Annotated in this window: 13 protein-coding genes; 10 read left to right on the top strand and 3 right to left on the bottom strand. The window is 61.7% G+C overall.

Annotated features, from left to right (window positions below; all coding sequences use genetic code 11):
* The first annotated feature begins 1 nt into the window (after nt 1).
* Genes G5B31_RS03380 through G5B31_RS03335 form a run of 10 tightly spaced genes read left to right on the top strand, consistent with a single transcriptional unit; the run spans nt 2 to nt 9,865 of the window.
* Nucleotides 2–589: an acyltransferase gene (locus G5B31_RS03380; RefSeq protein WP_165013825.1), complete on the top strand. Its 588-nt coding sequence runs from the start codon at nt 2–4 to the stop codon at nt 587–589.
* Nucleotides 586–1,674, top strand: a complete 1,089-nt coding sequence (locus tag G5B31_RS03375; protein ID WP_165013823.1) for a DegT/DnrJ/EryC1/StrS aminotransferase family protein — start codon at nt 586–588, stop codon at nt 1,672–1,674. The genes G5B31_RS03380 and G5B31_RS03375 overlap by 4 nt, the downstream gene beginning before the upstream one ends.
* On the top strand, nt 1,671–2,966 hold the full coding sequence (locus G5B31_RS03370) for a lipopolysaccharide biosynthesis protein (protein ID WP_165013821.1): 1,296 nt from the start codon (nt 1,671–1,673) through the stop codon (nt 2,964–2,966). Before G5B31_RS03375 ends, G5B31_RS03370 begins: the two co-directional genes overlap by 4 nt.
* A gap of 1 nt (nt 2,967) precedes the next feature.
* Nucleotides 2,968–3,546: a DapH/DapD/GlmU-related protein gene (locus tag G5B31_RS03365; RefSeq protein ID WP_165013819.1), complete on the top strand. Its 579-nt coding sequence runs from the start codon at nt 2,968–2,970 to the stop codon at nt 3,544–3,546.
* Nucleotides 3,543–4,658 carry a glycosyltransferase family 4 protein gene (locus G5B31_RS03360; protein WP_165013817.1) on the top strand — a complete coding sequence of 372 codons (1,116 nt, stop codon included), beginning with the start codon at nt 3,543–3,545 and terminating at the stop codon, nt 4,656–4,658. Before G5B31_RS03365 ends, G5B31_RS03360 begins: the two co-directional genes overlap by 4 nt.
* Nucleotides 4,655–5,698, top strand: coding sequence for a glycosyltransferase family 1 protein (locus G5B31_RS03355; RefSeq protein ID WP_165013815.1), 1,044 nt, complete (start codon nt 4,655–4,657; stop codon nt 5,696–5,698). The genes G5B31_RS03360 and G5B31_RS03355 overlap by 4 nt, the downstream gene beginning before the upstream one ends.
* 43 nt (nt 5,699–5,741) lie before the next feature.
* Complete coding sequence (locus G5B31_RS03350; protein WP_165013813.1) at nt 5,742–7,001, top strand: O-antigen polymerase; 1,260 nt, start codon at nt 5,742–5,744, stop codon at nt 6,999–7,001.
* Nucleotides 6,998–7,741, top strand: coding sequence for a glycosyltransferase family 2 protein (locus G5B31_RS03345; RefSeq protein WP_165013811.1), 744 nt, complete (start codon nt 6,998–7,000; stop codon nt 7,739–7,741). The genes G5B31_RS03350 and G5B31_RS03345 overlap by 4 nt, the downstream gene beginning before the upstream one ends.
* 30 nt (nt 7,742–7,771) lie before the next feature.
* Complete coding sequence (gene gmd / locus G5B31_RS03340) at nt 7,772–8,887, top strand: GDP-mannose 4,6-dehydratase (protein WP_165013809.1); 1,116 nt, start codon at nt 7,772–7,774, stop codon at nt 8,885–8,887.
* A 3-nt stretch (nt 8,888–8,890) separates the two neighbouring features.
* Entirely contained in the window at nt 8,891–9,865 is a 975-nt protein-coding gene (locus tag G5B31_RS03335) for a GDP-L-fucose synthase (RefSeq protein ID WP_165013807.1), read from the top strand.
* A gap of 32 nt (nt 9,866–9,897) precedes the next feature.
* Here G5B31_RS03335 and G5B31_RS03330 read toward each other — a convergent pair whose 3' ends face one another.
* The 3 genes from G5B31_RS03330 to G5B31_RS03320 all read right to left on the bottom strand — a co-directional run bounded on the left by G5B31_RS03330 (nt 9,898) and on the right by G5B31_RS03320 (nt 14,376).
* Nucleotides 9,898–11,301 carry a phosphomannomutase gene (locus G5B31_RS03330; protein ID WP_165013805.1) on the bottom strand — a complete coding sequence of 468 codons (1,404 nt, stop codon included), beginning with the start codon at nt 11,299–11,301 and terminating at the stop codon, nt 9,898–9,900.
* A gap of 6 nt (nt 11,302–11,307) precedes the next feature.
* Nucleotides 11,308–12,744 (bottom strand): mannose-1-phosphate guanylyltransferase/mannose-6-phosphate isomerase, encoded by a 1,437-nt coding sequence (locus tag G5B31_RS03325; protein ID WP_165014759.1) that lies wholly within the window; start codon nt 12,742–12,744, stop codon nt 11,308–11,310.
* Between the two features lie 606 nt (nt 12,745–13,350).
* The gene (locus G5B31_RS03320) at nt 13,351–14,376 is read right to left on the bottom strand and encodes an IS110 family transposase (protein ID WP_165013803.1); all 1,026 of its coding nucleotides are present in this window, start codon (nt 14,374–14,376) and stop codon (nt 13,351–13,353) included.
* Nucleotides 14,377–14,467 lie beyond the last annotated feature (91 nt).

Below are 14,467 nucleotides of genomic sequence, written 5' to 3'. Positions count from 1 at the left end.
CATGGCTTATACCGCCCATCCCAGCGCCATCATCGACAAAGGTGCGGAAATTGGCGAGGGCAGCCGGGTCTGGCATTTCGTTCATGTCTGTGCAGGTGCGCGTATCGGCAAGGGTGTCTCGCTGGGCCAGAACGTCTTCGTCGGCAACAAGGTCAGCATCGGCGACCGCTGCAAGATCCAGAACAACGTTTCGGTTTATGACAATGTGGTCCTGGAGGAAGGCGTGTTCTGCGGCCCCTCCATGGTCTTCACCAATGTCCATAATCCGCGCGCGCTGGTGGAGCGCAAGAACGAGTATCGCGACACGCTGATCCGGCACGGCGCGACATTGGGCGCAAACTGCACCATCGTCTGTGGTGTAACCGTCGGTGCCTTCGCTTTCGTCGGCGCGGGCACGGTGGTTACCCGAGACGTGCCTGATTTCGCGCTGATGGTCGGCGTGCCCGCGAAGCAGATCGGCTGGATGAGCGCATTTGGCGAAAAGCTCGATCTGCCGCTTTCGGGAGAGGGAGAGGCGATCTGCCCTCATACCGGCGACAGTTATCGTCTGAAAAGGGACCGCGTCACCCGCCGGGAGGCCGAAGCATGATCCCCTTCATCGACCTAGCCGCGCAGCAGGATCGGCTGCGTGCGGAGATAGAGCAGGGCATTGCCCGTGTCCTCGCCCATGGCCAGTATGTCCTCGGCCCGGAGGTGGCTCAACTCGAGGAGAGGCTGGCCGCCTATACCGGCGCCGCGCATTGCATCACGGTGGCCAATGGCACCGATGCATTGCAGATTGCGCTGATGGCGCTTGGCGTGGGTCCCGGCGATGAGATCGTCACACCCGGGTTCAGCTACATCGCCACCGCCGAGGCGGCGTTGGTGCTGGGGGCGAAGGTCGTTTATGTCGATGTCGATCCGGTCAGCTTCAACCTCGACCCTGCGTTGCTGGAAGCCGCGATCAGCCCGCGCACCAAAGCGATCATTCCCGTTTCGCTTTACGGGCAATGCGCCGATCTCGACCCGATCAACGCCATCGCGGCGCGTTACGGGATTCCGGTGATCGAGGATGCCGCGCAGAGCTTCGGCGCCAGCTATCACGGGCGAAAATCCTGTAACCTTTCGACCATCGCCTGCACCAGTTTCTTCCCGTCGAAGCCGCTGGGCTGCTATGGCGACGGCGGCGCGATCTTCACCTCCGACCCGGAACTAGCCAGGGCGCTGCGCCAGATCGCGCGCCACGGTCAGGAAAAGCGATACTACCATGTCCGAATCGGCGTGAACTCGCGCCTCGACACGCTTCAGGCCGCGATCCTGCTACCGAAGCTGGCGATCCTCGACGAGGAGACCGCCGCACGCCAGCAGGTTGCCGCAACCTATCGCGACGCCTTTGCCGGAACCTCGGTAATCGCCCCGGCGGTGACCGGGGGGCTGGTGAGCGTCTGGGCGCAATACACGGTGCGTGTGCAGGATCGCACCCGCGTCGCCGCGGCGCTGAAGGATGCCGGCATCCCCACCGCGATCCACTATCCGCTGCCGCTGAACCGCCAGCCGGCCGCCGCCGATCCCACGGCCCGCCTGCCGGTCGGCGACCGGGCCGCCGATGAGGTCCTGAGCCTGCCGATGCATCCCTATCTCGCCCTGGCCGAGGTGGAGCGGATCGCGGCCGCGGTCTGCCGGGTCGTCTCATGATCGAAAGGCTCCGCAGGCATCTTCCTCGCGGCGGTTTGATGCATCATGCGGCGGTCCTGACGATGGGCACGCTTCTCGGACGCGGCATCGCGGTCCTTGCGATGCCGTTCCTGACGCGGATCTACACGCCCGACGATTTCTCGGCGCTGGCCTCGTATTCCGCAGTGCTCGGGATCCTGGCGGTCATCGCCTGCCTGCGCTTCGAGGTCGCCATTCCCCTGCCCGAGAGCGACGGCACCGCGGTCTCGCTTCTGGTGGCCGCGCTGCTGGGGCCGATCGTCATCGCGGCGGTGGCGGCGCTCGTCATCCTGCTTGCCGGCCATCAGCTCGCGGCGCTGTTTCCACGGATGGCCAGCCCGGCGATCCTGTGGCTGCTGCCGCCCGGCGTCCTGCTGGTCGGGATGTTCCAGGCGATGCAGTTCTGGGCGACGCGCAAGAAGCAGTTCGCCGATGTCGCGCGCACCCGCGTCACGCAGGCCGTCGCCGGCGTCTCCGCCATGCTGGCGCTGGGTCTGGGCGGTATCGGGGCGGCCGGCCTGACCTTCGGCCACATGGTGATGCAGGGGGCGGGGGCGCTCGGCCTGGGCATCCGCACCTTGCGCGCCGACCCCCACCTGCTGCGGGGCGTCACGAGGCAGGGCATGTTCGCCGCCGCGCGCGAGTATCGCCGCTTTCCCCTGTGGTCCATGCCCGAGGCGCTGGCCAATGTCGCCGGCCTGCAGATCCCGATCCTGCTGATCGCCGCCTTCGCCGATACGGACGAGGCGGGGCAGTTGATGCTGGCGATGCAGGTCATGGTGATGCCGATGGCCCTGGTCGGCAGCTCGCTCGGCCAGGTCTACCTGTCCCGCGCCCCCACGGAACACCGCGAGGGCCGCCTGGCCGCCTTCACCCTGTCCATCGTCAGGCGCCTGGCGCTGTTCGGCGCGCCCCCCATCGCGGTGCTGGGCCTGACGGCACCCTGGACCTTTCCGCTGGTGTTCGGCGAGAACTGGGCCCGGGCCGGCGTCATCGCCGCGATGATGGTGCCGTGGATCGTCGCGCAGTTCAGTTGGAGTCCAATATCCACCGTTGTGCTTATCACAAACCAGGCGAAGAAATTCTTTTTCGTGGCCATTGTTACGCTCGCATTGCGCGCGGGCGTAGTGGCATTTTTTTTGCTCACATTGGGATCCGAAAACGGTACATTTGCGCTATGCTTGGTGAATGTTTGCTTCTACCTTCTCCTTCTGATCGTATTTACAATTATCCCTCAGCGTCGACCAGCAAGTTCAAGCGCGCAGGACTTCTGATATGGTTATGCCAATTGTCGCTTACATCGCAAAAGGAATACTCGGTATCTTCTTTGATAAGAAGTATCTGAGCGGGAAGTATTTTCATGAATATAAGTCCGGCTACGTCTGGGCCGCCAAAGCGATATTTCATCGGAACGTTCTGCGACTTGCCCCCCCTTTGCCATTCCCCGCAGCCTACGGGTGCAACATATCAAATCCGAAGAATATAGATTTTCATGTTGACGATCTGCATAATTTCCAAGGAAATGGTATCTACTACCAAAACTTTGCGGCAAAAATCACGCTGGGCCGAAACGTCTTTATTGCTCAGAATACCGCATTAATCACGGCGAATCACGATCTAACGGATCCCTCAAAGCATGCTGCAGGCGAAGAGATTATCATCGAAGATAACTGCTGGATCGGCTTTGGGGTAGTGATTCTACCGGGTGTTCGTCTTGGACAAGGAACCACCGTCGCTGCAGGTGCGGTAGTGACGCGCTCATTTCCGGAAGGAAATTGTATTCTAGGTGGCATCCCTGCTGTCGAAATCCGCAAAAAAACCGAAGATCAAAAGAAGCCGGGAAAGATCCTGTGACTACGGACCCCAAGATTCAGACGGCAACGCTGGTGACTTCGCATGTATGGCAATCCAGCCGCCGGGCCGGATTCCACTGGATAGCGGATTCGCTGCTTCGCCGCGGCTGGCACGTGAATTTTGTGACCGGCTATTCGATGTATGATCACTTGAAGTCCGATTATCGGAGAAATTTCATCGGAATGAACCTTCGTAACAGACCTGTCACGCATTCGGAAAGACTGACGCTTCTCGTGAACTGGCCGATCCTCCGGCCCGCAGGTCTTCCCTCGGAACTGCTCAACCGGATTACCTATCCCGCCGCCTCGCTTTATCGCTTCGCGGCAAGTCGTGCATTAAAGAAGATGGTTGCCGAAAGCACGCTGGTGGTGATGGAGTCGACCTATGAGATCATGCTCGCGGCAGCTCTGCGCAGGTGCGCACCACAAGCGCGCTTCGTCTATCGCGTATCTGACGACCTCGCCACGCGCAACACTCATCCCGCGGCCATTGACGCAGAGATCGCGGCACTTCATCTTTTCGATCTGGTCAGTTTGCCGGGGCCGGTCCTGTTGCCACGCTTTGGTCACTACCATGGAACGAAGGTGCAATTGCACGGCATTCCGACCCGGCTCTATGAGCGCGATCTGGCAAACCCATATGAACGGGGCGGAACCAACGCCATCTTCTCGGGTAACAACCTGCTGGACCAGAATGTGCTCGCAAGGCTTGCCGCGCAATTTCCGCAAGTGCATTTCCACATCATCGGCCCCTTCGAACACAAGACGAACCAAGACAACGTGACCTACTACGGTGAGGTTCCCTACGAAAGGACCATTCCCTTCGTCGTGCATGCGGATATTGGGTTGAACATCCTGACCGTGGCGGGCTTTGAAGAAAGCAACAAGATGCAGCAATATAGATTTTGCGGTCTTCCGGTCGTTGTCAACGGAGAGCGGAGCCAGATAGTCGGGGATCGGCATTTCTACAGGAACGGTGATGCGCAGGAGGCAATCGCCGCTTTTGAGGCAGCACTGCGATCCGGAAAGGATCCCAAGAGGGGGGGACAGGTCAGGAGCTGGGACAATCTCGTCGACGACCTGCTGAGGGACATGGGAAATTCCGATCCATGATCCACTACGATGGCATAATCACCGCATTACAGCGCTCGGGCGGCATCAGCGTCTGTTTCGAAGAACTGCTCAGTCGTCTTGTGCGGGACGGGATTAAATTCTCCTTCGATTACTATGGCATAAGCCTTGCCTTCGGCGCGCGCGAATTGTCCCCCTTCATGGCTGAGGTCGCACCAAGACGCTTCGAACGGTATCGGTCATCCAGAACGATCCCGGAGGCAGAACTTTTTCACTCCACGTATTATCGGCTGCCTCGGAATAGGAAGCAGCCGACGGTGACGACCGTCCATGACTTCACCTATGAGCGGAAGTTGGGTGGATTGCGGACGCTGGTCCATAGCTGTCAGAAGCGCAGGTCCATCCTGCATGCCGATGCGGTCATTTGCGTTTCCGAGGCAACGCGCACCGATCTGCTGGAACTTGTTCCAGCCTGCGACCCGGGAAAGGTTCATGTCGTGCACAACGGCGTCAGCGATCACTACTATCCGCTGGACAGGACCGAATTTGGGCGGGGGGGAGAAAAACCCTTCGTGCTTTTCGTGGGCGCGCGCGGAGGCTACAAGAACTTCGAACTCGCCGTGCGGATCGCCGCTCGCTTGCCCGGCTTCGATCTCCTGGCCGCCGGGGGAGGGGCATTGACGCCGGAGGAACGGCTCCTTGTAGGCAGACTTCTGCCGGAGCGGTTCAGACATGTTGGGTTTGCGTCGTCGGAACAATTGAATCTTCTCTACAATCAAGCGCATTGCCTGCTATATCCTTCATCCTACGAAGGATTCGGGATTCCCGTCCTTGAAGCAATGCGGGCGGGCTGCCCTGTTGTCGCTGTCGGAACGTCGTCCATTCCAGAAGTCGGTGGCTCTGCGGCCCTTCTTGCGGCAACGGCGGATGAGGAAGAGCTCCTTGCGCAAATCGGTCGTCTGGAAGAGGAGGCCGAGCGCGTGCGTAGGATTGCAGATGGAATCGAATGGTCCACGCAGTTCTCTTGGGAGGCAACTTATCGGAATACGCTTCGAATATACAGATCTATTGTAGATATTTGAAATGGACATGGTTTCGGCCAAGCAAGGGAGAAGGAGGGAGATTATGGAGCAAGCCATCGGGCGAAGAGAATTTTTCCTTGCCTCTCCGGTAATCTGGATTGCCGGAGTTCTCCTGTTCCAGTTTTGTTTCTGGCTGATAGCCTTTCCGGACAGCCCCACGATGATCGACGGCGAGCCGCGCGAATATAACCCGTTCGCATTTCTCACGCTATTTCTGATTTTCGTGTGGATGGTGCTGGGGCTCGTGCTTGGCTATTTTGGAAAGCCGAAACTGGTTGCGCGGAATTACATGGGCTGGAGATCGGCGCGCAATATCGCAATATTCCTGCATGCGGTATCATTCCTGGCGATGGTAATCCAGCTACTTCCGGTGCTGTCCAACCCTGCAAGCCTTGCTCAAATTCTTGAACCGGCAGGTATCAACCGTCAGGCGAGCGATCTGCGGGAGACCTCCTTCGGCGTTCCTACACTGGTCGTGCTCTGGATCCCGGCCTTTGCGATTTACGTAGCGGCCCTAAATTTTCGTTACTCACGCCAATTGTTGATCTGCACTGTCATACTGTTTGTTTCGGTTGTATTCTATGGCATAATGATGATGTCGCGGACGCACATAATGACCGCAATTCTGATATTGGTTGCAACGAATACAATCTACGGCGTCAGGCGTTTCGGAATCCGGAAAGTTTTGATTATCGCCATACCAACCTTCCTTGTAATATGGGGAAACTCGCTAATCCGCACGGGCGTGTTGTATTCTTCCACCAACGACCTGCCTCTCTTCGCGCCCGAGGTGCAGTATTACCTGTTACAGGAATTTGTTGAGAAGTATCTTGCAGGCGAGTTCAATAACTCGCTGATTATTGCCACCTACAGCAGCTCGCCGAGTGATAACTTCCTCTATGGAACCATGTTTGCCAGATTTGGCGACACCTACAGGCCACCCCGCTTCCTGAACACGATGAATATCCTCGGGTATTACTATTGGCAGTTCGGTTTTCTAGGGGCGCAGATCTTTGCGCTTCTGTGGGGATATATGGCTGGCCTTGTCAGCAAGGCAGGCGTGATTGCCGCCAAGCGGGGGATCAATCTTTATACGCTCATCTATCTTGTGAGCTTTCCGGGTTTCCTTCAGATATCCCGGATCAATTACTTTTTCTTGCAATACATGATCGTCCCTGCCGCGACTTTCATAGTTGCATTCGCCTTGATGACGGCGATGAGTAGAAATGGCGGTCGGCGTCCGGCCTTCCTTCAAAATGGTATGCACCGTGCCGAATACAAGGACAGGATAACTCGCGCATGAAAATCTCCGTCGTCATGGCTGCGTGGAATTCGCAGGCGACCATCGCCACGGCGATCGGGTCCTTTCTTGAACAGGATCACCCGGACAAGGAGCTGATCGTCGTCGACGGGGCCTCCCGGGATGCGACATGCGAGATCGTCCGCGGCTTCGGCAGCCCGCTCATCACGCTGCACAGCGAACCCGACAAGGGCATCTACGATGCCATGAACAAGGGCCTCGCCCGCGTTTCGGGTGATGCCTTCGGCTGCCTCAATTCGGATGACCGATATGCGCGCAAGGACAGTCTGGGCCTGATCGCGGCCGCGCTCGAAACCGCCGATCTGGTTTCCGGGGTGTTGCATTTCGTGCGGGAACACGATGGAAGCCCGCCGGTCCGCAGATGGGTTCCCGTGGTGCACAGGAAAGGCGCCTATGCAAGGGGCTACACGCTGCCGCATCCGACTACCTATGCGCGCCGGCGGGTGCTCGATCGGGTGGGGAAATTCAGCACCGATTATCGCAGCGCCAGCGACTACGACTGGCTGATGCGCGCGCTGGAGATCGAGGGCTTCTCGCATGCGATCATCAACGAGGTGCTGGTGGACATGCGTCTGGGCGGCGAGAGCACCGGGGGTCTGCGTTCCGTGGTCAACAACGCGCGGGAAATGCTCGCCATCCGCCGCAATCGCCTCGGCAGCGGCATGATCGACATGGCGCTGTTCCTCAACCTGGCGAAAAAGCTGAAACAACTGGGTGCGTGACATGGTCACGCAGGACGATAGGATTTGACGATGAAACGCGCGCTCATTACCGGGATCACCGGCCAGGACGGCAGCTATCTGGCGGAGTTTCTTCTGGAGAAGGGCTATGAGGTCCATGGCATCAAGCGGCGGGCATCGCTGTTCAACACCCAGCGGATCGACCACATCTACCAGGACCCGCATGTCGAGAGCCCGAATCTGACGCTGCACTACGGCGATCTGGCGGACAGTTCGAACCTGACGCGGATCCTGTCCGAGGTGAAGCCGGACGAGGTCTACAATCTCGGGGCGCAGTCCCATGTCGCGGTCAGCTTCGAGTCCCCGGAATACACGGCGGATGTGGACGCGATCGGCACGCTCCGCCTGCTGGAGGCGATCCGCTTCCTCGGCCTCAAGGACACGCGCTTCTATCAGGCATCGACCTCCGAGCTCTACGGCCTAGTGCAGGAGATCCCGCAGCGCGAGACCACGCCCTTCCATCCGCGCTCGCCCTATGCGGTGGCCAAGCTCTATGCCTACTGGATCACGGTGAACTATCGCGAGGCCTATGGCATGTATGCCTGCAACGGCATCCTGTTCAACCACGAGAGCCCGCGGCGCGGCGAGACCTTCGTGACCCGCAAGATCACGCGGGGCCTGGCCAATATCGCCCAGGGCCTCGAAACCTGCCTCTATATGGGCAATATCGACAGCCTGCGCGACTGGGGCCATGCGAAGGACTATGTCCGCATGCAATGGATGATGCTGCAGCAGGCCGTTGCCGAGGATTTCGTCATCGCGACCGGGGTGCAGTATTCGGTGCGCGAGTTCATCTCCTGGTCGGCACGTGAACTGGGCATCGAACTCGCCTTCGAAGGCACGGATGTCGAGGAAGTTGCGCGCGTCGTTGGCGTTGTGGGGGATCGCGCCCCTGCGGTGAAGCCGGGCGACGTCGTGATGCGCATCGATCCACGCTATTTCCGTCCCGCCGAGGTGGAGACGCTGCTCGGGGATCCGACGAAGGCGAAGGAAAAGCTGGGCTGGGTGCCGGAAATCTCAGTCCAGGACATGTGCGCCGAGATGGTCGCGGAAGATCTGCGGACCGCGCAGCGCCACGCCCTGCTCAAGACGCACGGATTCGCGATGCCGGTCGCTTTGGAGGCCTGAGGGATGGTGACGACGGTCTATGTTGCCGGGCATCGCGGGATGGTGGGTTCGGCCATCCTGCGCCGGTTGGAAGCGCGCCGCGAGGGCGGCGAGGATCTGCGGCTTCTGACCCGCACCCATGCCGAACTCGATCTGACCGACCAGGCCGCGGTGCGCGCGTTCATGCAGGCAGAGCGGCCCGATGTGGTGATCCTGGCGGCAGCCAAGGTCGGCGGCATCCATGCCAACAACACCTATCCGGCCGATTTCATCTACGAAAACCTGATGATCGAATGCAATGTCATCCATCAGGCCTTCGCCGCGGGTGTCCGGCGGCTGCTTCAGCTCGGCTCGTCCTGCATCTATCCCCGCGCGGTGCCGCAGCCGATGCGCGAGGATGCGCTGCTGACCGGCATTCTGGAACCGACGAACGAGCCCTATGCGGTTGCCAAGATCGCCGGGATCAAGCTCTGCGAGAGCTACAATCGCCAGCACGGCACCGATTACCGCAGTGTCATGCCGACGAACCTCTATGGCCCGGGGGACAATTTCCACCCGGAGAACAGTCATGTCCTTCCCGCGCTGATCCGTCGCTTCCACGAGGCCGCACGCGACGGGCGCGAAGAAGTCACGATCTGGGGCACGGGCAGGCCACGCCGCGAATTCCTGCATATCGACGACATGGCGGCCGCCAGCCTTTTCGTGCTGGACCTGCCGCGCGAGACCTATGAGGCACATACCCAACCGATGCTCAGCCATATCAACGTGGGCTGTGGCGAGGATATCTCCATCCTCGAACTGGCGCGGATGGTGGCGGATGTGACCGGCTACAAGGGATGGATCGCGACCGATCCGAGCAAGCCAGATGGCACCCTGCGCAAGCTGATGGATGTCAGCCGACTGGACGGCATGGGTTGGCGGGCCTCGATCCCGCTGGAGCAAGGGCTGGCGGAAACCTATCGCTGGTTCTTGGCCAATGCCGGAAACCTGCGTCTCTGACGCTACGCCCTGCTGCGAGGGGTGCCCCGCCCTCAAACCGAGGCGAGGCGTTCCCGCAGGGCGGCCAGCCCCGTCTCCAACATTTCAGCCGCGGCTTCCGGTGTTTCGGCCTCGGCGTAGAAGCGCAGCTCGGGTGCGTTCCCGGACGGGCGCAGATGCAGGATCCGCCCGGTATCGAGGGTGAGGCGCAGCCCGTCGGTCAGATCTCGCGCCACGGCCCTGCCGCCGAAGGCCGACACGAACGCATCGAACACGGCCTCATCGTCGCGCAGGCTTGCCACCAGGGCGAGCGAAGCCTCGACGGGGATCTCCTGAAGCCTGTCCGCGGCAGTAAACCGCGCCGGTTGCCCGGCAACCAGCGCCTTCAAGCCGGCCGCTCCGGCAGCGACAAGCGGGGCGACGATGGGCAGGTGGCTGTCGCGGGTCATGAGTTTCGGCAACGTTCCGGCCGGACCCGAGGCCGCGAAGCCGAGAAGGAAGCCGCCGTTGGCCTCATAGCCGACGACGCGGGCCGCCGGACGCTCGGCCAGCACGGCCTCGATCCCGGCGATGACATAGGGCGAGCCGATCTTCGTGCGGATCACACGAAGCCCCAGGGCCTCGGCGCCGGTGTTGGAGGAGACGGGCGTCACCACGGCCTCGGCGCCCAGGAACCGCGCGGTGATCTGGCCAAGGATATCCCCGCCGATGACCTCGCCGGTCTCGTCCACGACGAGCGGCCGGTCGCCATCGCCATCGGTCGAGACGATGGCCGCAAGGCCGTGCCGGGCCGCCTCGGCGCGCAGGAACCGCCGCCCCCCGGCATCGACGGCTTCGGTATCGACCGGAATGAAACTGGCGGAACGCGCAAGCTCGACCACTTCGGCTCCGAGGACCCGCAGCGTTTCGCCAAGCAGGTCGCGGCCGACCGCGCTATGGGACCAGACGCCGATGCGGCGCCCGACAAGGGCCGCTCTGCCGAAGGCGTCAAGATATCTGGCGATAAAGGCCGCACCCGGGGCCGCAACCGTAAGCCTGCCTTCATTGGGAAGTGGAGCCGCCGGTACCTGCGCTTCCGTAACCACGGCGGCCAGGATCGCCGCCTCCTCGGCCTTGGTGATCTCGCCTGCGGGGGTGTAGAATTTCAGCCCGTTGCGATCCGCCGGGATATGGCTGCCGGTGACCATGATCGCGCCGGCACCCGCCGCCATTGCCGCCAATGCAAGCGCCGGCGTGGGCACCTCGCCGCAATCGGTGACATGGATGCCCCGGCCTCGGGCGGCGGCGATCACCGCAGCCGCAATCGCGGCCGAACTGTCGCGCAAATCGCGCGCGACGAAAAGGCCGGAACCGACAGGGCAACTCGCCAGGAAGGCCCGCACATGGCTGCCGATCAGCGCGGGCGTCAGTTCCGTCACCAGGCCGCGCAGGCCGCTTGTGCCGAATTTCGGTGCCATGCGCCTTCAGCCTTTCGCGCCCTGGCCGCGCGAATAGACATCCTCGTAGCGGATGATGTCGTCCTCGCCCAGATAGGTCCCCGTCTGGACCTCGATCAGCACCATCGGCATCTTGCCGGGATTCTCCATGCGATGGATCGCGCCGAGCGGGACATAAACCGACTGGTTCTCGGTCACCAGCCGCTCCTCGGTGCCGATGGTCACCTTCGCCGTGCCCTCGACCACGATCCAGTGTTCAGAACGGTGGTGGTGCGATTGCAGGCTGAGGGCCGCCCCGGGCTTCACCACGATGCGCTTCACCTGGAAACGCGGCCCGGTCACCAGGCTTTCGAACATGCCCCAGGGCCGGTGATCGGTGGGGAACTGGATGGCCTGGATGCGCCCCCGGGACTTCAGAGCCGCGACCGCATCCTTGACCTGTTGCGCCTTCGACTTGTGCGCCACCAGCACCGCATCGGTCGTGGCCACGGCCACGATGTCGGTCAGGCCGATCCCGACCAGCTCGACCCGTTCGGAGTCCGAGCGCAGCAGCGAACCTTCGCATTCGATCGCCATCGCATGCGGCGAGATCACGTTCCCCGCGCCGTCCGGTCCTGCCTCCGCCCAGACCGCATCCCAGCCGCCCAGATCCGACCAGCCGGCCGAGAAGGGCATGACCGAAATGTTAGTCGACCGCTCCATGATCGCGTAGTCGATCGAGATGTCGGGCACCGTGTTCCATGCCACGGGATCCAGCCGCAGGAAGCCGAGATCGGGCTTGGCTCCGGCGACGGCGGCGCGCACCGGTGCAAGGACATCGGGCGCATGCTCTTCGAAGGCGGCAATCAGCATCTCGACAGAAAAGAGAAATATCCCGGCATTCCACAGGTGGGTGTCCGAAGCCACCATCTCTTCGGCGTGGGCCGCCTGGGGTTTCTCCACGAACCGGGTGATAGCGAGGGGTCCGCCCCCGGCTGCCGCCGCGCCGGTTGCGACTTCAAGATAGCCATATCCGGTTTCAGCCCGCGTGGGGATAATGCCGAAAGTGATGAGATCACCTGCCAGGGCGCGGGGCGCGGCCGCAGCCACGGCGGCCCGGAACGCCGCCGCATCGGGGATCACATGGTCGGAGGGTGTGACAAGCATCAGCGCGCTAGGGGATTTCGCGGCCAGCACCAGTGCGGAGGCCAGGATGGCCGGCGCAGTATTGCGCCCCTCGGGTTCGATCAGGATGGCGGCGGGCTGGATCTCGCAGGCCGCCAGCTGCTCGGTCACGATGAAACGGAAATCGTTGCCGGTGATGACAATCGGGGCGGCGAACCCCTCGCCGCACAGACGCAGTGCGGCGGCCTGGAACAGGCTCTGCGCGCCCGTCACCCGTCCGAACTGCTTGGGAAAGCTCTTGCGCGATACCGGCCAGAGACGTGTTCCGGAGCCACCGCTGAGGAGAAGGGGATGAATGATGGGGGTCATGGCAGGGGTCCGGTTCTGCGTGTGGGTTCGCGTATCTGTATCATGCCGATGCGACAGGATCGTTGTCCTTGCGGTGCACTCGGTCCATGGGAACGCCATACCACCGCCGACCCCGAAGGCAAGTCGTGGCCGTATAGCACGGTGCCGGCGTCCGAAGCCAGGATCGGCCCGCAGCCTGTGTGGCAGGCTACCGGAGGAATGCCATGCGTATCGGCCGCATGCCGGCATCGGCGGGTTCCGCCACATGAACGGATGTGTCACTCGACACCCGCGCCGGACTTGGGCAGAAGGCGGGTGCGCAACAGCGGCTCCGGGCACAAGGGCCGCGGCTCGGAAGGGGCGTTGACCGGCCGTTTCCATCGCAGTGTCAATCGGCCCTTTAATTGCGTGGTTTGGTCAAGCCCGTTTTCTGTCCTTGCCGGGGTCATGGTCCTTTTCGAGGTCATGGCCTCATGATGAAGTTCGGACCGGGCGCCTCAACGTGCGCAGCGCGGTTCTTCAGACCGCAGCCGATTGAACGAGGTCACCACAACCACCGTCCCGGCGGGACATCACAGGCTTGGCGTCAGGCCCGCGATCTCGAGGTCGTGTTGAGGATCAGGCCGGCTCTTTCCCCCATTCGAACGAGGTGCCATCGACCCAGATGCAGTGCAGGATGACGGCGAGCTTCCGCGCCACCGCAACCTGCGCCTTCTTCATCCCATTCCGCTTGGCCAGCCGGAGCCCCCAAGCCTTCAGTGCGCACCAGCGCTTCGTCCGATGCAGCAGCACACTGGCAGCCTCGAAGAGATAAGTGCGCAGCAGGCGGTCACCCCATCGCGAGACGTGGCCGATGGTGTCCATATCGCCCGACTGCCTTCGCCTCGGTGTAAGGCCGAGATAGGCCCCGACCGAAGCCGCACTTCGAAATCGCGAGGGATCATCGATCGTGTGCCGGAAAGTCAGCGCCGTCACTACCCCAATGCCGGGCACGGTCATCAACCGCCGTGTCGTCTCGTCCGTTCTCGCCATCTCCCTTATCTGACGATCCAGCTCCTCAAGCTTGCAGCAGACATGATCATGCACCGAGAGCAGCGGCAATAGGACATGCCAGAGGACGTGCTCATCGCCGGCCAGTTCAATGACGCGGCGCCGGAACTGACCGGCAATCGCACGTGGAAAGATCAGCCCGTATTCCTTCAGCATGGAGCGGACCTGGTTCTCCAAATCCCTACGGATCGCCACCAGCCGCGACCTTGCGACCAGCAGGGCGCGGACCTGCTGACTGGCCTCGCTCTTGACCGCCACTTCCCGATACCAACCAATCCGCACCAGTTCGGCCAGGCCACGGGCGTCGTTCTCGTCGCTCTTGTTCATTCGGACGGACAGAACGGCGTGCGCATGTCGGGCATCGATGCAGACCACCGGCAGACCGATCCGTTTCAGTTCATGCCACAGCCAACTCGACATGGCGCCGGTCTCGAAGCCAACTCTTTCTGCCAGCGGCGCCTTTTTTGCCAGAATCCTAGCCAGAGCTCCGGGGTCCGACCTGGCCCGACCCTCGAAGATCAGGCGGCCATGCTCGTCGACAACGCAGACCGCCGTTTCCTTCTGCGAGACATCCAACCCCACATACTGCTTCATTGTCATGTCCTCCTATGATCAGCAGGACGAGTGTGCCACCATCGACGGATCGGGGAGATGCGGGCAGCAATTACGTCATCGTGCGCAAAGT

Origin of the sequence: Rhodobacter sp. SGA-6-6 (assembly GCF_011043545.1) — a bacterium.
Classification (GTDB): Bacteria; Pseudomonadota; Alphaproteobacteria; order Rhodobacterales; family Rhodobacteraceae; genus Pseudogemmobacter.
The sequence above is the reverse complement of the archived record's forward strand: the minus strand, read 5'-3'. Positions and strand labels throughout refer to the sequence as shown.